The sequence below is a fragment of the Saccharopolyspora terrae genome (assembly GCF_004348435.1).
GTDB lineage: Bacteria > Actinomycetota > Actinomycetes > Mycobacteriales > Pseudonocardiaceae > Saccharopolyspora > Saccharopolyspora endophytica.
This window is the reverse complement of the sequence record NZ_SMKS01000001.1, coordinates 50,141-70,031: the sequence shown is the minus strand read 5'-3', so window position 1 is coordinate 70,031 and position 19,891 is coordinate 50,141. Positions and strand designations below refer to the sequence as shown.

Annotated in this window: 21 protein-coding genes; 20 read left to right on the top strand and 1 reads right to left on the bottom strand. The window is 70.3% G+C overall.

What is annotated here, in order from left to right:
- Window positions 1–76: 76 nt before the first annotated feature.
- Window positions 77–763 (bottom strand): sigma-70 family RNA polymerase sigma factor, encoded by a 687-nt coding sequence (locus E1181_RS00355; protein WP_132671828.1) that lies wholly within the window; start codon window positions 761–763, stop codon window positions 77–79.
- Between the two features lie 426 nt (window positions 764–1,189).
- On the opposite strand from E1181_RS00355, the gene E1181_RS00350 reads away from it, so the two are divergent.
- The 20 genes from E1181_RS00350 to E1181_RS00255 all read left to right on the top strand — a co-directional run bounded on the left by E1181_RS00350 (window position 1,190) and on the right by E1181_RS00255 (window position 19,690).
- Window positions 1,190–1,408 (top strand): glutaredoxin family protein, encoded by a 219-nt coding sequence (locus E1181_RS00350; protein WP_132672081.1) that lies wholly within the window; start codon window positions 1,190–1,192, stop codon window positions 1,406–1,408.
- A gap of 298 nt (window positions 1,409–1,706) precedes the next feature.
- Complete coding sequence (locus tag E1181_RS00345) at window positions 1,707–2,573, top strand: redox-sensing transcriptional repressor Rex (protein WP_132671827.1); 867 nt, start codon at window positions 1,707–1,709, stop codon at window positions 2,571–2,573.
- A complete protein-coding gene (locus E1181_RS00340) occupies window positions 2,570–3,955 on the top strand; it encodes a glutamyl-tRNA reductase (RefSeq protein ID WP_132671826.1) in 1,386 nt (461 codons plus the stop codon). The genes E1181_RS00345 and E1181_RS00340 overlap by 4 nt, the downstream gene beginning before the upstream one ends.
- Complete coding sequence (gene hemC, locus E1181_RS00335; protein WP_132671825.1) at window positions 3,952–4,890, top strand: hydroxymethylbilane synthase; 939 nt, start codon at window positions 3,952–3,954, stop codon at window positions 4,888–4,890. The genes E1181_RS00340 and hemC overlap by 4 nt, the downstream gene beginning before the upstream one ends.
- Window positions 4,891–4,904: 14 nt before the next feature.
- Entirely contained in the window at window positions 4,905–6,437 is a 1,533-nt protein-coding gene (locus E1181_RS00330) for a bifunctional uroporphyrinogen-III C-methyltransferase/uroporphyrinogen-III synthase (protein ID WP_132671824.1), read from the top strand.
- 219 nt (window positions 6,438–6,656) lie between these two features.
- On the top strand, window positions 6,657–7,640 hold the full coding sequence (gene hemB / locus E1181_RS00325; RefSeq protein ID WP_132671823.1) for a porphobilinogen synthase: 984 nt from the start codon (window positions 6,657–6,659) through the stop codon (window positions 7,638–7,640).
- Window positions 7,637–8,215, top strand: a complete 579-nt coding sequence (locus E1181_RS00320; RefSeq protein ID WP_132671822.1) for a hypothetical protein — start codon at window positions 7,637–7,639, stop codon at window positions 8,213–8,215. Before hemB ends, E1181_RS00320 begins: the two co-directional genes overlap by 4 nt.
- A 43-nt stretch (window positions 8,216–8,258) precedes the next feature.
- Window positions 8,259–8,786 (top strand): hypothetical protein, encoded by a 528-nt coding sequence (locus tag E1181_RS00315; protein ID WP_235875552.1) that lies wholly within the window; start codon window positions 8,259–8,261, stop codon window positions 8,784–8,786.
- A 112-nt stretch (window positions 8,787–8,898) separates the two neighbouring features.
- Entirely contained in the window at window positions 8,899–9,552 is a 654-nt protein-coding gene (locus E1181_RS00310) for a hypothetical protein (protein ID WP_132671820.1), read from the top strand.
- On the top strand, window positions 9,552–9,911 hold the full coding sequence (locus E1181_RS00305; protein WP_132671819.1) for a hypothetical protein: 360 nt from the start codon (window positions 9,552–9,554) through the stop codon (window positions 9,909–9,911). The genes E1181_RS00310 and E1181_RS00305 overlap by 1 nt, the downstream gene beginning before the upstream one ends.
- Entirely contained in the window at window positions 9,908–10,357 is a 450-nt protein-coding gene (locus tag E1181_RS00300) for a DUF3093 family protein (RefSeq protein ID WP_132671818.1), read from the top strand. Before E1181_RS00305 ends, E1181_RS00300 begins: the two co-directional genes overlap by 4 nt.
- Window positions 10,358–10,458: 101 nt before the next feature.
- Complete coding sequence (locus E1181_RS00295) at window positions 10,459–11,094, top strand: hypothetical protein (RefSeq protein ID WP_132671817.1); 636 nt, start codon at window positions 10,459–10,461, stop codon at window positions 11,092–11,094.
- A 13-nt stretch (window positions 11,095–11,107) separates the two neighbouring features.
- On the top strand, window positions 11,108–11,440 hold the full coding sequence (locus tag E1181_RS00290) for a hypothetical protein (protein WP_132671816.1): 333 nt from the start codon (window positions 11,108–11,110) through the stop codon (window positions 11,438–11,440).
- A 130-nt stretch (window positions 11,441–11,570) separates the two neighbouring features.
- Complete coding sequence (gene hemL, locus E1181_RS00285) at window positions 11,571–12,920, top strand: glutamate-1-semialdehyde 2,1-aminomutase (protein WP_132671815.1); 1,350 nt, start codon at window positions 11,571–11,573, stop codon at window positions 12,918–12,920.
- Window positions 12,917–13,561, top strand: coding sequence for a histidine phosphatase family protein (locus E1181_RS00280; RefSeq protein WP_132671814.1), 645 nt, complete (start codon window positions 12,917–12,919; stop codon window positions 13,559–13,561). The genes hemL and E1181_RS00280 overlap by 4 nt, the downstream gene beginning before the upstream one ends.
- Window positions 13,558–14,148, top strand: a complete 591-nt coding sequence (locus E1181_RS00275; RefSeq protein WP_207921943.1) for a TlpA family protein disulfide reductase — start codon at window positions 13,558–13,560, stop codon at window positions 14,146–14,148. Before E1181_RS00280 ends, E1181_RS00275 begins: the two co-directional genes overlap by 4 nt.
- 494 nt (window positions 14,149–14,642) lie before the next feature.
- Window positions 14,643–15,425, top strand: a complete 783-nt coding sequence (locus tag E1181_RS00270; RefSeq protein WP_132671813.1) for a cytochrome c biogenesis CcdA family protein — start codon at window positions 14,643–14,645, stop codon at window positions 15,423–15,425.
- Window positions 15,425–17,050: a cytochrome c biogenesis protein ResB gene (resB, locus tag E1181_RS00265; RefSeq protein ID WP_132671812.1), complete on the top strand. Its 1,626-nt coding sequence runs from the start codon at window positions 15,425–15,427 to the stop codon at window positions 17,048–17,050. The genes E1181_RS00270 and resB overlap by 1 nt, the downstream gene beginning before the upstream one ends.
- Window positions 17,050–18,048: a c-type cytochrome biogenesis protein CcsB gene (ccsB, locus tag E1181_RS00260; protein ID WP_132671811.1), complete on the top strand. Its 999-nt coding sequence runs from the start codon at window positions 17,050–17,052 to the stop codon at window positions 18,046–18,048. The genes resB and ccsB overlap by 1 nt, the downstream gene beginning before the upstream one ends.
- A gap of 190 nt (window positions 18,049–18,238) precedes the next feature.
- Window positions 18,239–19,690 carry a MinD/ParA family ATP-binding protein gene (locus tag E1181_RS00255; RefSeq protein WP_207921942.1) on the top strand — a complete coding sequence of 484 codons (1,452 nt, stop codon included), beginning with the start codon at window positions 18,239–18,241 and terminating at the stop codon, window positions 19,688–19,690.
- The last annotated feature ends 201 nt before the right edge of the window (window positions 19,691–19,891 follow it).

Genomic DNA, 19,891 nt, shown 5'->3' with positions numbered 1-19,891 from the left:
TGAGCCACCGGCACCGCCGGGGGTGCTCAGGTTCCCCCGCCCGCACCGCTACGCAGAACGACCACGGACATCGTGGTCAGCGGAGATCGTCGGGCAGGAGTTGCGCCAGTCTGCGGACCGCGCGGTGCTGCAGGGCCTTGACCGCGCCCTCGTTGCGTTGCATGGCGATGGCCGTCTCGGTCACCGACATGTCCTTGAGGAACCGCAGCCGGATGCATTCCCGCTGGTCGGGGTTGAGCTGCCGGATGCACTGCAGCAGCTCGTCGTTGGTGGCGTCGAGCAGCACCTGGTGCTCGGGTCCGAGGTGCGAGCCCTTGGCGGGCACGTGGTCGGTGACCTCGGAGGTCGGGATCTCCAGGCGGTTCCGGCTCGACTTGATGTGGTCGAGTATGAGGTTCTTCGCGATGGTGATGAACCAGGCGGCCACATCGCGGCCCTGGTAGCTGATCGAGGCGATGCGCCGCAGCGCCCGCAGGAAGGTCTCGCTGGTGATGTCCTCGGCCAGGCAGTGGTCGCTGACCCTGAACAGCACGTACCGGTAGACGGTCTGGGAGTACTCGTCGTAGAGCCTGCCGAAGGCGTCGTTGTCGCCTTGCTGCGCCGCGCTGACGTAGGCCCAGGTGTCCGGGGTGAACTTCTCGGTCGGCCAGCTGTCCGGCACGGAGACGTTCGTGCGCGTTGAACTCAACGGCCGCGGCGAGACGTGTTGAGTGAGGTCTGCGGTGTCGGGGGCGGGGGGTGTGAGCGTCTTGGGGCTGCTCATCTCCGGCGACCTCCTGCCTTCGTTGGCTTCACCGGCGCTGGTGGGTCTGGGACGCATCGGGCCGGCAACCATGTCGTCGTACCCGTGACGGGCACCTGATCCGGGGGCCGATCAGCTACGACGGGTCGCGCCGGTACCGCTCGATCGGGCCTTCACTCGACTGGCTAACACCCACCGGGATGGGCGTTGGAGCAGCAGCATACGTGTTGTTACTCAGAAGTAGGTAGATCTTTGCGGTGACGGTCTGGTCGCGTTCCGTGATGTTCGGGCGGAATGACCATGATCACGCCGAGTGATTTTGCGCACGTGAGCTGCTCGGTCGTGCCGGTGAGCCCGGTCTCCGCGGCGCCGCGGGCTGAGTACGTTGGAAGTGCCGAAATTCTTCGAACGACTCGCCGAGGAGGCGACGTGCACGAGGTGACCGTGATGTCCCGCGAGGGCTGCCACTCCTGCGTCGACGCGATCGCCGACGTGCGCCGGATCTGCGATGAGCTGGGCATCGCGTGGTCGGTCAGCGATGTCGACGCCGACTCGGAACTGCGCGCCGAGTACGGCGACCGCGTCCCGGTGATCTTGATCGATGGAGTCGAGCACGGCTTCTGGAAGGTCGAGGAAGAGCGCTTCCGCCGCGCGCTGCGGAACTGACCGGTCTCGGAGCCCGGCGACGTCGGTCACGTGCCCTGTACCACCCGTTTTGGCACTTCAGGGGGGCATCCGCAATGATGGCGGGGAAGGTTTGCGCCTCCGGTGCGCTCGCCCCCGCCGACTTTGTGCATGCATTCACAAATGGCTACGGTGTAAGGGTCGTGCCGCCGGAACTCCCCGTCGGATTTTCCGGCGCGGAACAGCGAATCGGGTGGTTGGCGTCGCACCGTTTCCCGGTGTCCGCACCACTTCGGTGCCGCCCGAGGCGCAGACCACCAGCAGGCGAGGGAGATCCAGCGTGACGGCCCAAGGAGCGGACGTGCCAGAAGGAGACGGGCAGACCACTGCCCGGACCGCTGCGTCCCCGGGGGCGTCGAACGGGGCCGACGCCAACGGCACCTCCATCGCCGTCCCAGCCGCCCGCGAGCGCGCCCGCTCCATCCCGGAAGCGGCCGTCGCCCGGCTCGCGGTCTACCTGCGCGCCCTGTCCGCGCTCGCCGAGCAGGACATCACCACGGTCTCCAGCGAGGAGCTCGCCACCGCGGCCGGCGTCAACTCCGCCAAGCTGCGCAAGGACCTCTCCTACATCGGCTCCTACGGCACCCGCGGCGTCGGCTACGAGGTCGAGGTGCTGATCGGTCAGATCGAGCGGACGCTCGGCCTGACCCGCAAGCACAGCGTCGCCGTGGTCGGCATCGGCAACCTCGGGCACGCGCTCGCCAACTACGGCGGGTTCCCGGGCCGCGGATTCCCGGTCTCGGCGCTGTTCGACCTCGACGACGACCTGGTCGGCGTGCCGGTCGGCGGCATCCCGGTCAGCCACATCGACGACATCGTCGAGGTGTGCTCCGAGCGCGAGGTCACCATCGGCGTCATCGCCACCCCCACCCAGGGCGCGCAGGAGGTCTGCGACCGCTTGGTGGCCGGCGGCGTCATGTGCATCCTGAACTTCGCCCCGATCGTGCTGCAGGTCCCCGAGCACGTCGAGGTGCGCAAGGTCGACCTGGCGGTGGAGATGCAGATCCTTTCCTTCCACGTGGCCCGACGGCAGCAGGAAGCCGCGAACGCGGTCGACGGCGCGGCGTCCGACGGCGGACCGCCGGGCGGCGGCGCGGGACTTCCGGGTGAGATCGATTCGGCGAACAGGATGGTGGAACGGCTGTGAACCTGCTCACCGTCGGGATTTCCCACCACAGCGCACCGGTCCGTGTCCTGGAGCGGGTCGCCATCAGTGGCGGGGACATCAACAAGATCCTCGACGAGCTCGTGCTGCGCGAGCACATCGCCGAGGCGTTCGTGATCTCCACCTGCAACCGGGTCGAGATCTACGCGCTGGCCGAGACCTTCCACGGCGGCCTGGACGACGTGACGGCCGTGCTGTCGCGCCACTCCGGCACCGAGGTCGGTGAACTCGCCGACCACCTCTATGTCTACTACGCCGGCGCCGCCGTCGAGCACCTCTTCTCGGTGTCGTCCGGGCTGGACTCGATGGTCGTCGGCGAGGCCCAGATCCTCGGCCAGCTGCGCCAGGCGTACGGAACCGCCGACGAGCGCGGCACCGTCGGCAAGACGCTGCACGAGCTGGCGCAGCAGGCGCTGCGCGTCGGCAAGCGCGTGCACAGCGAGACCGGCATCGACAACGAGGGCGCTTCGGTGGTCTCGGAGGCCCTGGCCGACGCTGAGGCCGCGCTCGACGGTCTCGAAGGCAAGAGCGCGCTGCTGGTGGGTGCCGGTTCGATGGGCGGCCTGACCGCCGCGCAGCTCAAGCGCGCGGGCATCGGCCGCATCGTCATCGCCAACCGCACCGCCGCCAACGGCGAGCGGCTGGCCGAGTCGCTGCGCGCCGACGGCGTGGACGCCGGCACCGCGGACCTCTCGGGTCTGGCCGACGCGATCGCCGCCGCAGACCTGCTGGTCGCGTGCACCGGCGCGGTCGGTGCCGTGGTGACCGAAGACGTCGTCTCCGCAGCGCTGGTGGTCCGTGACGAACGGCCGCTGCTGTGCTGCGACCTGGGGCTGCCGCGCGACATCGCCGCCGAGGTCGGCGACCTGCCCGGCGTCACCGTCGTCGACCTGGCCAGCCTGCAGGACCGGCTGTCGGCCAAGCAGGGCGGCAACGAGTCCGACCGGGCCGCCGAGATCGTCGCCGAGGAGGTGCGCGGCTACCTGGCCGCGCAGCGCTCGGCCGAGGTGACCCCCACGGTCACCGCGCTGCGCAAGCGCGCCGCCGAGGTCGTCGACAGCGAACTGCTGCGACTGGACTCGCGGCTGCCCGACATCGACGCGCCGACGCGCGAGGAGCTCAGCCGCACGGTGCGCCGCGTGGTGGACAAGCTCCTGCACGCGCCGACCGTCCGCGTCAAGCAACTCGCGTCGCAGCCGGGTGGTTCCGGCTACGCCGACGCACTCCGTGAGCTCTTCGAGCTCGACCCGCAGACCGCTGCGGTGATCGGCACCCCGCAGGCCGAGGAGAACCTCCCAGGCGGGGTCACGGTCGCCCAGGCGCTGTTGCGCGGCCGGGCGGAACAGGACGGTGAGGACCGTTGAACAAGACCCTCCGGATCGGCACCCGCGGAAGCGCGCTCGCGATGGCGCAGAGCACGTGGGTGGCCGAGCAGTTGGAGGCGGCCGGCTACCCGACCCAGCTGGTGGCCGTCGAGACCCCCGGTGACCAGTCGACCGCCCCGATCGCCGAGATCGGCGTCGGCGTGTTCACCTCCGCGGTGCGCGAAGCGCTCGTCAACGACGAGGTCGACGTCGCCATCCACTCCTGCAAAGACCTGCCGACCGAACCGGACCCCCGGTTGTCGCTGGCCGCCGTCCCGGTCCGGGAGGACCCGAGGGACGCGCTGGTGGCACGGGACGGTCTGACGCTCGGCGAACTGCCCCCGGGGTCCGTTGTGGGCACCGGTTCGCCGCGCCGCGCCAGTCAGCTCCGGGCCGCAGGCCTGGGGCTGGAGGTGCGCGGCATCCGCGGCAATGTGGACACCCGAATGCGCAAGGTGACAGACGGCGAGCTGGACGCCGTCGTCCTCGCCCGCGCCGGGCTGGCCCGGGTGGGCCGGCTTTCGGTGATCACGGAAACGCTCGATCCACTGCAGATGCTGCCCGCGCCCGCTCAGGGCGCGCTCGCAGTGGAATGCCGCGTCGACGACGTGGACACAGAGCACTTGCTGCAGTCCGTTTTGGACGATCAGGCCAGCCGCGCCGCGGTTGCCGCCGAACGCGCAGTGCTGGCCCGGCTTGAAGCCGGCTGCCACGCGCCGGTCGGCGCGCTGGCCGAAGTGGTGGAGGACCTCGACGATGACGGGCGCGTGGCGCTGCGCCTGTCCCTTCGTGGAGTGGTAGCGACCGACGACGATGTTCTGGTCCGCGCTTCCGCCACTGGTGAGACGACCGCCGCAGAGCAGCTCGGCCTGGAACTGGCCGATGAGCTGCTCGAAGCCAGGGCCGCTTTGCTCAGCGGTCCCGGCAGTAGTTGATGGGGAGTGCCCTGATGACCCGAGCACGTAAGACCCCCGGACGGATTGCTTTCGTGGGTTCCGGTCCCGGTGACGCGGGACTTCTCACCGTTCGGGGCCGGGATGTGATCGCCCGCGCTTCGCTGCTGGTGACCGACCCGGACGTACCCGCCGACATCGTCGCGATGGCCGCCGAGGGGGCGGAAGTCCGCCCCGCCGTCGGCGACCCTTCCGACGTGGCCAAGGACCTGGTGAACGAGGCCGACACCGGGCGCAACGTGGTGCGCCTGGTCGCCGGTGACCCGCTCACCGCCGACGCGGTGGTCCGCGAGACGCAGGAGGTCTCCAAGACCGAGGCCCCGTTCGACGTCATCCCCGGTGTTTCCGGCGGCAGCGCGGTTCCGGCCTACGCCGGCATCGCGCTGGGCGCGGTGCACACCGAGGTCGACGTCCGCGGTGACGCCGACTGGCCGGCGCTGGCCGGTGTGCCCGGCGCGCTGGTGCTGCACACCACCGGCAGCCACCTCGCCGAAGCCGCCTCGCGGCTGGTCGAGCACGGCCGTCCGGCGACCACCCCGGTCGCGGTGACCGCGTCCGGAACCACGGTGCAGCAGCGCACCATCGACACCACGCTGGCCTCGCTGGCCGCCGACGCCGGCGAGCTGCAGGGCCACCTGGTGGTGACGATCGGCGACATCGTCTCCGAGCGCAGCAAGCTGTCCTGGTGGGAGTCCCGAGCCCTGTACGGCTGGAAGATCCTGGTGCCGCGCACCAAGGAGCAGGCCGGCGTGATGAGCGAGCGGTTGTGGTCGCACGGTGCGGTGTCGCACGAGGTGCCGACCATTTCCGTGGAGCCGCCGCGCAGCCCCGCTCAGATGGAGCGCGCGGTCAAGGGCCTGGTCGACGGCCGCTACCAGTGGGTCGTGTTCACCTCGGCGAACGCGGTCCGCGCGGTGTGGGAGAAGTTCGCGGAGTTCGGCCTGGACGCCCGCGCGTTCTCCGGTGTGAAGATCGCCTGCGTCGGCGAGGCCACCGCGGAGAAGGTGCGCGCCTTCGGCATCATCCCGGAGCTGCTGCCCTCGGGCGACCAGTCGAGCGAGGGCTTGCTGCAGGAGTTCCCGCCGCACGACGACATACTGGACCCGGTTGACCGGGTGCTGCTGCCGCGCGCCGACATCGCCACCGAGACGCTGTCGGCCGGGCTGCAGGAGCGCGGCTGGGAGGTCGACGACGTGACGGCCTACCGCACCGTCCGCGCCGCTCCGCCGCCCGCGGAGACCCGCGAGATGATCAAGACCGGTGGTTTCGACGCCGTCTGCTTCACCTCGTCCTCCACGGTCCGCAACCTCGTCGGCATCGCGGGCAAGCCGCACGCCCGCACGCTCGTCGCCTGCATCGGCCCGAACACGGCCGAGACGGCGAAGGAGTTCGGCCTGCGGGTCGACGTCCAGCCCGAGGCCCCCAGGGTCGAGGAGCTGGTCGACGCCCTCGCGGCGCACGCGGCCCGCCTCCGCGCTGAAGGCGCGCTGCCGCCCCCGCGCAAGGCCAAGCGAGCCCGCCGGAGCTGATCCGGCGCGGCGACGAGAGCCGATCGAGACCCCGAAGGGCGCCCAGGACACCACGTCCGGGCGCCCTTCGGCGTCTCACCGGGACCAACACCGCTGCTCCGATGACGGCCTCGGGTTGAGGGGACGATCACGGTCGGGGTGAGGTCTCCGGAGTCCGAATTTCCGGAGTGGTTACGCTCGGGGTGTCACCCCGCCTAGTCAGCTTGGGGAGCCGCTGTTATGTATCCGACGAGCCGTCCCCGTCGACTCCGCCGCAACCCGGCGGTGCGTCGGCTGGTTTCCGAGACCTCCGTGGAGCCGCGGCACCTGGTGCTGCCGATGTTCGTCCGCGAAGGCGCCTCCGAGCCGGTGCCGATCACGTCGATGCCCGGGGTCGTGCAGCACACCCGGGACTCGCTGAAGAAGGCCGCTGCCGAGGCGGTCAGCGCGGGGGTCGGTGGGCTGATGCTCTTCGGCGTGCCGGAGGAGCACGACGCGGACGGGTCCGGCGCGGTCGATCCCGACGGAATCCTCAACGTCGCGCTGCGCGACCTGCGCTCCGAGGTCGGCGACAGCACGGTGCTGATGGCCGACCTGTGCCTGGACGAGTTCACCGATCACGGCCACTGCGGCGTGCTGGACGAGGACGGCAACGTCGACAACGACCGCACGCTGCAGATCTACGGCGAGATGGCCGTGGTGCAGGCGCAGTCCGGCGCCCACGTGGTCGGGCCCAGCGGCATGATGGACGGTCAGGTCGGCGTGATCCGGGATTCGCTGGACGCCACCGGCTTCGACGACGTGTCGATCATGGCCTACTCCGCGAAGTACGCCTCGGCGTTCTTCGGCCCGTTCCGCGAGGCCGTCGACTCCCAGCTCAAGGGCGACCGCAAGACCTACCAGCAGGACCCGGCCAACGGCCGCGAAGCCCTGCGCGAAGCGGACCTGGACCTGGCCGAGGGCGCGGACATGGTGATGGTCAAGCCGGCCATGTCCTACCTGGACGTGCTGCGCGACATCGCCGGTGTCGCCGACGTCCCGGTCGCCGCCTACCAGGTGTCCGGCGAGTACGCGATGGTCGAGGCGGCGGTGGCCAACGGCTGGCTCGAACGCCAGCGCACCGTTCTCGAGACGCTGACCTCGATCCGACGCGCGGGAGCGGACGTCGTGCTCACCTACTGGGCCACCGAAGCCGCGCAGTGGTTGCAGGACGCGCGCGCATGACCGACTTGGAGCAGCGGGTGGACGCCTTCGGCCGACCGGTGGTCCCGCCGCCGGAACCCCCGCAGCCGCCGCAGGCGCTGCAGACCGCGCGGTGGCTGTGGGTCGGTGCCGTGCTGGTCGGCGTGGTGCAGGCGTTCGTCCAGCTCCTCGACCGGCAACGCCTGATCGGCGAGCTGCGCCAGCTGCAGCCCGAGATGACCCAGACCGACCTGGACGCCGCCGCGAACAGCGGCATCATGTTCACCTTCATGTTCAAGGCGTTGACGCTGATGGTGTACCTGCTGCTGTGCAAGCGGATGCTGGAGGGGCGCAACTGGGGCCGCATCACGCTCACGGTGTTCGGCGGTTTCGGCGTGTTCAACGCCGTGATCACCGTGCTGACGGTGTCGCTGGTCGGCCCGGCGCTGATCAAGCAGCTGACCGGGATGACCGTGAGCGGCGTCGACGTGGTGTTCGCGGTGCTGGTGGCGGCGGTCGAGGTCGCGGCGATCGTGTTCATGTACCGGCCCGAGGCCAACCGGTTCTTCCGCGAGTCCCGGGGTTTCCGTCCGCAACCACCTCGTCACGTGTGGTGACGATCCGGTGGACACGGCTTCGGCCCGTTCCTAGGCTGGTCTGGTGACGCCCCCAGACGCAGTCAACCCGTACGGCGCCGCCCCGCCGCCTCCGCCTGAGCGGTCGCCGGGGTCGCAGCGCCCGCGCACGATCGACAACGCGTTCTGGGCGGGGATCGCCAGCCCGGTCGTCGGATTCGTGATGTTCGCGCTGGCGTTCGCCACGATCAGCGACGCCGAGCTGCAGATGGTCCTCGGCGAGGCGGGAGCGGCCGGTCAGCCTGCGCTCAGCCTCGACCAGGCCCGCGCGCTGTTCCAGGTCACGATCGCGATCGCCGTGGTGTTCTGCCTGGTCCTGGCCGGGTTGTGGATCATGTTCCTGATCTTCATGCGCAACGGCCGCAACTGGGCGCGCATCGTGATCACCGTGGTCGGCGCGCTGTGGTTCCTGCTGACGATCCCCACGGTCATCGGAGGCGCCGCAGGCGGGATCGGCACGGCCCTCGTCGCCGTCCTCCAGCTCGCGACGATCGCCGCCACCATCGTCTACGCCTACCTGGCGCCCTCGAACCAGTACCTCCAGCCCCGCTGACCCCACCCCGTTGCTCCGCTCGCCGAAGCAGGGTGGTGATGTGAACGTCCTCTTCGCGGTACTTGACCTGAACCGGTGGACAGGGGTATCGGCTGGTTTCTAGGGTTCGTGCGTGAACTTCCCGCAGAATCCTTGGCAGCAGGGTGGATACCCGCAGTCGGGGACTCCTTCCGGCGGTTTTCCGCAGCAGCCCGGCGGATACCAGCCCTACTCGCAGAACCCCTTCAGCGCGCCGCCGGTGCCCGTCCACGAGATGGCCGTGCCGCAACGGCCCGCGACGGTCGAGACCGCGTTCTGGATCGCCGTGGTGCTCCCGCTGCTGGTGACCGTGCTCAACGTGGTCAGCTACCTGGTGCTGCAGGGCTGGGTGCAGGACTCGATCGGCGGGAGCGCGGACGACGTCACCGCGGAGATGACCTCCGCGGTCAACGGCGTGATGATGGTCTTCTTCGTCTTCCTGACGATCTTCTACCTGATCCTGACCGGCCTGTGGATCACCTTCGGCTTCAAGCTGCGGGCGGGCCGCAACTGGGCGCGGGTCACCCTGACGATCTTCGCCGCGTTCTGGGCGATGTCGAGCATCGGCACCCTGGCCTCCGGCGGCATGGCGACCGGTCTGAGCGAGACCGAGGCGCTGCCCGGCGGCTACTACGCGCTGAGCTACGTGCAGGGCGGGCTGGGCGTCGTCGGCACGGTCGCCTTCGTGGTGCTGGTCTTCACGGCGAAGTCCAACGCCTACTTCGACGCGTCGAACCGCCGGTACTGATGGCGCCGCCGAAACCGCTGCGCATCGCGGTCGTCCTGTGGTGGGTCGTGGCCCTGCTGCTCCTGCTGGAGACCGGGCTGGCCTGGTCCGATCCCGCCGTCCAAGGCCGGTTGTTGCTGGTCAACACCGTCGTCGGGGTCGTCATGGCGGCGATCTACCTGGCGCTGGGCGCGCTGGTGTTCCGCCGCCGGGGGTGGGCGCGGTTCGTGCTCACCGCGTTCGCCGCCGTGCACGCAGTGCTGATGGTCGTTTCGGGTGCAGGTTTCGGAATCCCCGTCCTGCTCCTTGTGCTCGGCCTCGCCGGAACCGTATTGATGTGGGCGCAGCAGAGCTCCGACTTCCTGACGGGTGAGCGATGAGCGATCCGGTGTTGTACTCCGAACGCGGCAGCAGCTGGTGGCCTGTGCTGTGGGGCCCGGCCTTCGCGCTGCTGGGGCTTCTCGCCGAGCAGCTGACGCTCGGCCCGCAGCACGTCGCGATGTGGATCCTGGTCGGCCTCGTGCTGGCCGTTTGCGCCACCATCTGGGTCTACGGCAGGCGGCGGCTGCTCGCGGTGCGCCTGACCACGTCCGAACTGGTGCTCGGCAGGGAGACCCTCGCCGTCGAGACGATCGCCGAGGTCAGCGACGTGGGAGCGCCCGTCGGGGCGCGCGTGCTGGGCGGCAGCTGGACCGTCCCGAAGGGCACCGGCGAGATCCCGCTGCGGCTGACCGACGACACCGTGGTGCTGGCCTGGGCCAAGGGCCACGAGGAGCTGTCGGCCGAACTCGCGAAGCTCGTCGAGAAGCGCTCGTCGGAGCTCTAGGCAGCAAAGTGCCCCGGGCGGCATGCGCGAAGCAGAGGCGGACCCGGGGCCTACGCGGTCCAATCTAGCACGAGATCCACAGCAGCCGAAAGGAAAACCCCATGACCAGGGACGACGTCGAGCTCCCCGGTTGGGTGCGGGAGCTGCTGTCGGAATCGCGCTTCGACCGCTACCTCAAGAAGGCCGGTGGCGACGTCGACGTCGCGGTCCGGCTCTACGACTGGAACGTGCAGGTCTCGGCGGCCTTCTACGGCCCGCTGCACTGGCTGGAGGTGTCGCTGCGCAACGCCCTGCACCACCGCCTGCGGGAGCGCTTCGGCCGGGACGACTGGTGGAAGACCGCGCAGCTGGCCGACAACGCCAAGTTCAAGATCGGCCGCGCTCGCCGCAAGATCGAACGCCGGGCGGAGCACACCTCCGATGACGTGGTCGCCGAGCTGACCTTCGGGTTCTGGGTCTCGCTGCTCAGCCGCACCCACGACCGGCAGATCTGGGTTCCCGCGGCGCACCGCGCGTTCCCCCACTACACGGGCCCGCGCAACGCGCTGCACCACGACTTCATGGGCATGCTCGACTTCCGCAACCGGGTCATGCACCACGAGCCGATCTTCTACCTCGACCTGCCCGAGTACCACGAGCGCATCTACCGGCTGCTCGGTCACCTCTCGCACGACGCGGCCCGGCACGCCGAGCGCACCGATCGGATCAGCGCGGTCCTCGACGCCCGCGACGTGTGAGACGCTGTCCGCCGTGACGACTGCCGAACCGTGGCCCGCGAGCGGGCCGAAGCTCGACGGCGACGCCGAACCGGTGCGCTCGGGTGGCCGGCTGAACCAGCCGTGGCGCGCGGCCGTGGCCGGCCTCGAACTGGTCGCCGCGGTAGCGCTGGTGCTGCTCGCGTGGTGGGCGTGGCACCGCGGCGTGGTGACCATCTACCTGCCCGGACCGCGCGGTGCCGTGGACGTGGTGACCCGCTCCATCGGCAGCTGGCTGTCCGGTGCGGTCATCGCCGCCACCTTCGCCGGGCTGCTGCTCATCGACGCCCTCCGCCAGATCGGCCTCGCCATCCGAGCGGGTGACTAGTCCTCCGGTTCCGCGGAGCCGCTGCTTCAGGTGCGGGTGCTGAGCCCGCACCGCCACGCGCGGTGACCGCTGGACGTTCCTCGAAACGGTGTGCGCCCGGCCACAGCGCGGGGAGTGTCAAACTGGGGGCGTGACAGCTTCTGCGAACTCCGCTTCGACCCGGCACGACGATCCGGCTCCGCAGTCGCGGCAGCTGTTCGAGCGTGCGCAGGCGGTGACGCCCGGCGGCGTCAACTCCCCGGTCCGCGCCTTCCAGTCCGTCGGCGGCACGCCGCGGTTCATGGTGCGCGGCGAGGGCGCCTACCTCTGGGACGCCGACGACAACCGCTACGTCGACCTGGTGTCGTCCTGGGGCCCGATGATCAACGGGCACGCCCACCCCGACGTCGTCGCCGCGGTGCGGGACACGGCCGTGCACGGCACGTCCTTCGGCACCCCCGGCACCGGTGAGATCGACCTGGCGCAGGAGATCATCGACCGCGTCGAGCCCGTCGAGCAGGTCCGCCTGGTCAACTCCGGGACCGAGGCGACGATGAGCGCCGTGCGGCTCGCCCGCGCCTTCACCGGCAAGCAGAAGATCGTCAAGTTCGCCGGTTGCTACCACGGCCACGTGGACGCGCTGCTGGCCAGCGCCGGTTCGGGCGTCGCCACGCTCGGCCTGCCGACCTCGCCGGGCGTCACCGGCGCGCAGGCCGCCGACACCCTCGTGCTGCCCTACAACGACCTCGAAGCCGTGCGGCAGGTCTTCGCCGAGCAGGGCGACGAGATCGCCTGCGTGATCACCGAGGCCGCCGCCGGCAACATGGGCACGGTCGCGCCGCTGCCCGGCTTCAACGCCGGACTCAAGGAGCTGACCAGCGCGAACGGCGCACTGCTCATCATGGACGAGGTGATGACCGGCTTCCGCGTCTCCGCCGCCGGCTGGTTCGGCATCGACGGCGTCGCCGGCGACCTCTACACCTTCGGCAAGGTCATGTCCGGTGGACTTCCCGCCGCCGCCTTCGGCGGTCGCGCCGACGTTATGTCGCGCCTCGCGCCGACCGGCCCCGTCTACCAGGCGGGCACGCTCGCCGGGAACCCGATCGCCGTCGCCTCCGGCCTGGCGAACCTCCGCGCCGCCGACGCCTCGGTCTACGCCGCCCTGGACCGCAACGCCGACCGGCTCCGCGAGCTCATCGGGTCCGCGCTGAGCGCCGAGGGCGTGGTCCACCAGATCGCCTCGGCGGGCAACATGCTCAGCATCTTCTTCAGCGAGACGCCGGTGCACGACTACGAGCAGGCCCAGGCCCAGCAGACCTGGCGTTTCCCCGCCTTCTTCCACGAGCTGCTCGCGCGCGGCATCTACCCGCCGCCGAGCGCCTTCGAGACCTGGTTCGTCAACGCCGCCATGGACGACGCCGCGTTCGAGCAGATCGCCGACGCCCTGCCGCACGCCGCGCGCGCGGCCGCCGCCGCGACCGCCCCGGAGGCGTCGAAATGACCGAACCCCAGGCTGAGAAGACCCTCGTGCACTTCCTCCGCCACGGCGAGGTGCACAACCCGGAGGGCATCCTCTACGGCCGGCTCCCCGGCTACCGGCTGTCCGACAAGGGCGAGCAGCAGGCCAAGCTCGTCGCGGAGTTCCTCTCCGGCCACGACATCGCCCGCGTGATCTCCTCGCCGCTGCAGCGCGCCCAGGAGACCGCCCGCCCGCTGGGCGCGATGTTCCAGGTCGACGTGGCCACCGACGACCGGCTCATCGAAGCGGACAACCGCTTCGAAGGCCTCAAGGTCTCGGTCGGCGACGGAGCGCTGCGCTCACCCCGGCACTGGCCGAAGCTGTGGAACCCGTTCGCGCCCTCCTGGGGCGAGCCCTACCTGGAGATCGCCCACCGGATGCTCGGCGCCGCGCACCGCGCGCGTGCCGCGGCGGCCGGGCGGGAAGCGGTGTGCGTCTCGCACCAGCTGCCGATCTGGACGTTGCGCCGCTACGTCGAGGGCAAGCCGATGTGGCACGACCCCCGCCGCAGGCAGTGCTCGCTGGCGTCGGTGACGACGCTGGTGTTCCGCGGCGAACAGCTGGTGCGGGTGGCCTACGTCGAGCCCGCAGGTGGCACCGATCCGAGAGTGACGGGCGCATGAGGAAGCTTCTGGTGCGGCTCGGCCTGATCACGGCCGTGCTGGCGATGGTCGGTGGCTGCGCCACCGAGGGCGACGACTCCAACAAGGCGGGCGGCGAGTTCACCTTCGTCTCGCCCGGCGGGCAGACGCGCATCTTCTACCCGGCCGGCGAGCGGGGCCGGATCAGCCACCTCTCCGGCGACGACCTGCTCAACCCCGGGAAGCAGCTGGGAATCCAGGACTTCCAGGGCAGGGTCGTGGTGCTCAACATCTGGGGCTCCTGGTGCGGCCCGTGCCGCTCCGAAGCCGACGACCTGCAGGCCGTGCAGGACAAGCTCGGTCCGCAGGGCGTGCAGGTGCTGGGCATCGACGTGCGGGACAACCAGAGCGCGGCAGCGGACTTCCACCGCGACCGCGGCCTGAGCTACCCGTCGATCTTCGACCCGGCAGGTCGCACGCTGCTCTCGCTGCGCCAGTTCCCGCGCAGCACCGTGCCGGCCACCATCGTCCTGGACCGGCAGCACCGGGTCGCGGCGATCTTCCTGACCGAGATGCTGGAGAGCGAACTGCTCCCCGAGGTGCAGAAGATCGCTTCCGAGCCCGCGTAGGTTTTCGCTGCTTCTCCGTGGTCTCGTTGCTTTGCGGTGCGGGTAGCGGAACCTGGGCGGCTTTTTGGCTCCGGAACCCTGAACTGCTCGGCCGGTTTTACTGCCACTACTCAGTGGTCTTGTTGCGTGGCGGTGCGGGTAGCGGAACCTGACACGCCTTCTGGCTCCGGGATCCGAGACTTGTGTATGTCCACTACACGGCGCTACGGCTGTCCTCCCCAGAAGACGTGTCAGAACCCGCGGCGGTGCCGGTTGCTCAGGTGGGGTAGTGAGAAACCGGCTTCGCCGGTTGCCTGACGGTGGTTGGGGCTGCTGGCTCGGCCGGTGGGTGTGACTCCTGTCTCCCGCTTGCGGTCGTTGGTCCTGGAATGGGCGGGACCAACGTCCTGCTGGTGCGGGGTTCGTGCCTGGGCATCGCGTTTACCTGGGGGTTCGTGGGCTGGTTCACCGAGCCCGGTGCGTGAGGGCGACGTCGGCTTTCCTACCCTCGAAGCGTGAACCCCACCGAGCTCGCCGCGTCCGGACCGCTGCTGTTCGCGGCGGCGATCGCGGCGCTCGCCGGGGCGATCAGCTTCGCCTCGCCCTGCGTGGTCCCGCTGGTGCCCGGTTACCTGGCGTACCTCGCCGGTGTCGTGGGCGCCGACTCGCCGCCGGTCGACGAAGCCGAAGCCGAGGAGAACCGGCGCGGCCGCTGGCGGGTCGCCGGAGCCGCGCTGCTGTTCGTGGCCGGTTTCAGCGTCGTGTTCGCGGCCGGAGCGCTGCTGCTGCTCGGGGTGTCCGACGCGCTGCTGACCAACGAGCTGCTGCTGCAGCGCATCGGCGGCGTCGTCACGGTCGCGATGGGCCTGGTGTTCCTCGGCCTGATCCCCGCCCTGCAGCGCGACGTGCGGGTGCACCGCGTGCCGCGCGCCGGGGTGTGGGGCGCGCCGCTGCTCGGCGCGGTGTTCGGCCTCGGCTGGACCCCGTGCCTGGGACCGACCCTGGTGGGCGTCATCTCGGTCGCCGCCGGCACCGATGTGGACACCGGCACCGCGCTGCGCGGAATCCTGCTGGTGCTCGCCTACTGCGTCGGCCTCGGCGTCCCGTTCGTGCTGCTGGCCCTGGGCGCCCGCTGGGCGGTGCGCAGCGCGGGCTGGCTGCGGCGGCGCGGCCGCGCGATCCAGATCGCGGGTGGAGTGCTGCTGGTGGTGGTGGGCCTGCTGCTCGTCACCGGTCTGTGGGGAGAGCTGATCTCGATGCTTCGTGGCCCGATCGCCGGATTCGAGACGCCGATCTGATGCGCGACCACCTCACGACCGCCCTCGCTTTCCTGCGCAACACCTGGCGCGGGCTGACATCCATGCGCACCGCGCTGGTGCTGCTGTTCCTGCTGGCCATGGCGGCCCTGCCGGGTGCGCTGATCCCGCAGCGCTCGCTGAACCGGTCCGAAGTGGACAAGTACTTCCAGCAGCACCCGGACATCGCTCCGCTGCTGGACAAGATCGGCATGTTCGAGGTCTTCAGCTCGGTCTGGTTCGCCTCGATCTACGTGCTGCTGTTCATCTCGCTGATCGGCTGCCTGCTGCCGCGCTGCTGGGAGTACTACAAGCAGTGGCGCAGCAAGCCGGTCCGCACCCCGCGCAACCTCGGCCGGCTGCCGCACCACGCGGAGAAGACGCTCGACGACACCTCGGTCGACGAGGCCATCGCCGCGGCCAAGACCCGGCTGCGCGGCTGGCGGATGGTCGAGCACACCGAGGACGACGGAGCCCGGTCGATCAGCGCCGAGCGCGGATTCCTCCGCGAGGTCGGCAACCTCGTGTTCCACTTCGCGCTGGTCGGGCTGCTGATCGGCCTCGCGGGCGGCAAGCTCTACGGCTACGAGGGCCAGGTCATCGTGGTGGCCGACGGCTCCGAGTTCTGCAACTCCGGCACCTACAACTACGACTCGTTCCGCGCGGGTCTGTCCGTCGACGGCACCCAGCTGTCCCCGTTCTGCGTCAAGGTCGACGACTTCGACGTCGACTACCAGCCCAACGGTCAGGTGGCCAACTACCGCGTGGGCATGCAGTACCAGTCCGGCGAAGGCCTGGAGACGAACACCTGGCAGCCCTACACGCTGCAGGTCAACCACCCGCTGCGCACCGCCGGAGACCGGATCTACCTGACCGGCAACGGCTACGCGCCCCGGTTCACCGTGACCTGGCCGGACGGCCAGCAGCGCACCGGACTCGTGCAGTGGCAGCCGATGTCGCCGCAGACGATGCTGTCGCAGGGCGCCACCAAGTTCGACCAGCCCGGCGTCACCGACGAGGTGCAGCGCAGGCAGAGCCAGCTGGCCATCACCGGCCTGTTCGCGCCGACCGCGGCGTTCGACGGCAAGATCCTCAGCTCCGGGTTCCCCGACCTGCTGGACCCGACCGCGGCCATCGACGTGATGCGCGGCGACCTGGGCCTGGACTCCGGACGCGGTCAGTCGATCTTCGGCGTCGACCAGTCGATGGTCGAGCAGGGCAGGCTCAACCGGGTCGCCCGCGAGAACGTCCGCGTCGGTGAGGAGATCCGCCTCGACGACGGCACCACGGTCCGCTTCGACGGTGTCGAGCGCTGGGCGAACCTGCAGGTCTCGCACGACCCGTTCCAGACATCGGTGCTGGCCTTCGCGGTGCTCATCATCTTCGGACTCGGCACCTCGCTGATCGTCAAGCGCCGCCGCATCTGGGTGCGGGCTGCTCCGCACCCGGAAACCGGCGAAAGCCCCGCCGCGCGTACCGTTGTCGAGGTCGGCGGGCTCGCCCGCACCGACCAGGCCGGGTACGGCGAGGAGTTCGCCCGGATCGCCGATGACCTGCTCGGTGCGGATGTCGACCACTCGCCCCAGCCCCGCGCGGACGCTGGGACCGCGCGCGAAAGGAAGAGCTGATGCCGGTCAACGAGACGCTGTCGAACTACAGCGACATGGCCTACGCCACCTCGGTGGTCATCTACATCGCGGCGATGCTGCTGTACTTCGGCGAGTTCGCCTACGGCAGGGTCGCCACCGCGGCCCGCACCCGCGAAGCCGCCCTGGTGGGCGCGGAGAAGTCGTCCGAGGCCAAGGACGTCGTCGGCCACGTCCCGGCGCAGCCCAAGCGGCCGCTGGCCGAGCGGCTCGGCGGCATGGCCGTGTCGATGACCGTGCTCGGCGCGCTGGTGCACTTCGGTTCCCTGCTGACCCGCGGCCTGGCCACGGGTCGCGTGCCGTGGGGCAACATGTACGAGTTCGGCTCGGCGATCTGCCTGGCGGCCGTCGTCGCCTGGCTGATCGTGCTGTTCCGGCAGCTGCGCAACGCCCGCCGGGAAGCCACCCCGGCTCAGCTGCGCGGCCTCGGCGGCTTCCTGATGCTGCCGGTGACGCTGCTGCTGTTCCTGTCCGGCACCGTGCTCTACGCCGAAGCCGCGCCGCTGCAGCCGGCGCTGCAGTCGTACTGGATCGTCATCCACGTCGCCGCCGCGATCGTCTCCAGCGGCGCGCTGCTGTTCGCCGGTGTCGCCAGCGTCCTCTACCTGCTGCGCTGCCGGTACGAGAACAACCCGCTGAAGATGGCCAAGTTCGGTTCGCGGCTGCCCACCAGCCAGGCGCTGGACCGGATGGCCTACCGCGCCACCGTGATCATCTTCCCGGTGTGGACCTTCGCGATCGTCGCCGGCGCCATCTGGGCGGAGGCCGCGTGGGGCCGCTTCTGGGGCTGGGACCCCAAGGAGACCTGCGCGTTCATCGCCTGGATCGTCTACGCCGCCTACCTGCACGCGCGCGCGACCGCGGGCTGGCGCGGGGTGCGTTCGGCGTGGATCAACGTCCTCGGCCTGGCCGTGATGATCTTCAACCTGTTCTTCGTCAACCTCGTCGTCACGGGTCTGCACTCCTACGCCGGGCTGTGAGCAGCACTCGATCCGGCGTTCGCAGGAGTGCGACGGCGCGTTCGGCTCGCAGCCGTGGCGTGAATCGCGTTTGGTGACCTGAGAAACCCGCGGCGCCTACCTGCCACCTATGGTGACGAGGGGGTACGTGTGGGTTTAGGTTGCTGTGCGCAAGCGCTGCATCGGCTCGAACGTTGGAGGGACGGCGACGGTGACGGGACAGTACGAAGAGCCCGAGACGAGGCGGGACGTCGGTGCCGTCTCCCCGCAGGCCGACGGCCCGGTCGGCACCGAGGCCGGGAGCAAGAGCGGCAACGGCTCCTACACCGATCCGGAGACGCGGCCGCACCAGCCCAAACCGGTTCCCGAACACCCCGAACCGTCGTACGTGGACCCGTCGCAGCCCGACGTGTCCGGCCCCTACCCGGTCGCGGACACCCCGCAGCCGTACTACCCGAGCGGAGCGCCGGTGTACCCCGACCCGTCCCAGTCAGGTCCGCACCCGCAGCAGCAGCCGTGGCCCGGCTACCCGGGGGCCCAGTCCGGGCCCCACCAGGTCTCGGGTCCCCACCAGGTCACCGAGGGCGGCTCCGGGCCGGTGCCGGTGAGCCCGTACGCGCCCGTCTCGGGTGGTCCGTCCGGACCGTTCCCGACCGGCCAGCCGTACCCGCAGCAGCCTCCCCAGCAGCCCGGCCCGCAGCAGCCCGGTCACCAGCAGCCGCAGCCGAACGCCGACCTCTCGTCCGCGCAGCTGCTGCGGCAGACCAAGCGGCCGCCGCAGTCCGGCTGGCGCAAGGCCGTCTACATGGCCAGCGGCAAGACGGTCAACCTCGGCGAAGGACCCACCGACCGGCGACGCCGCGAGCTCATCACGCGGATCAACCAGCCGCTGCAGGGCTGCTACAAGATCGCGATGCTCAGCCTCAAGGGCGGCGTCGGCAAGACCACCGCGACCGCCACGCTCGGCGCGACCTTCGCCTCGCTGCGCGGCGACCGCGTCATCGCCGTCGACGCCAACCCGGACCGCGGCACGCTGAGCCAGAAGATCCCGCTGGAGACCACCGCGACCGTCCGGCACCTGCTGCGCGACGCGCACCGGATCCGCCGCTACAGCGACGTCCGCTCCTACACCTCGCAAGGCCCGAGCAGGCTGGAAATCCTCGCCAGCGAGCAGGATCCGGCCGTCTCCGAGGCGTTCAGCGAGGACGACTACCGGCGCACCGTGACGCTGCTGGAGCACTTCTACAACGTGGTGCTCACCGACTGCGGCACCGGCCTCATGCACTCGGCCATGAAGGGCGTGCTGGACGTCGCCGACTCGCTGGTGATCGTCTCCTCCAGCTCGATCGACGGCGCCCGCAGCGCATCGGCCACTTTGGACTGGCTCGACGCCCACGGCTACGGCGACCTGGTCTCCCGCTCCGTCGCCGTCATCAACTCCGTGCGCCCCGCATCCGGCAAGGTCGACGTGGACAAGCTCGGCGCCCACTTCGCGTCCCGCTGCCGCGCCGTCTCCCGCATCCCGTTCGACCCGCACCTCGAAGAAGGCGCGGAAGTCGAGCTCGACCAGCTGGCGGCTCCGACGCGGATGGCGTTGCTGGAGCTGGCAGCAATGGTCGCCGACGACTTCCCCCACGCCCCTGGTCGTCAGGCTCAAGGCTGAGCTGGTTCCAAACTCATTCTGCTGGGCGGTGCGGGTGGGGGAACCTCAGACGCTCTCTGGCTCCGGGATCCGCGACTTGAGTATGTCGAATACGCGGCGCTGCGGCTGTCCTCCCCAGAGAACGTCTGAGAACCCCCGGCGGTGCGAGTTGCTTTGGTGGGGTACCGAGAAAGCGGCTTCGCCGCTTGCCTGACGTACCTG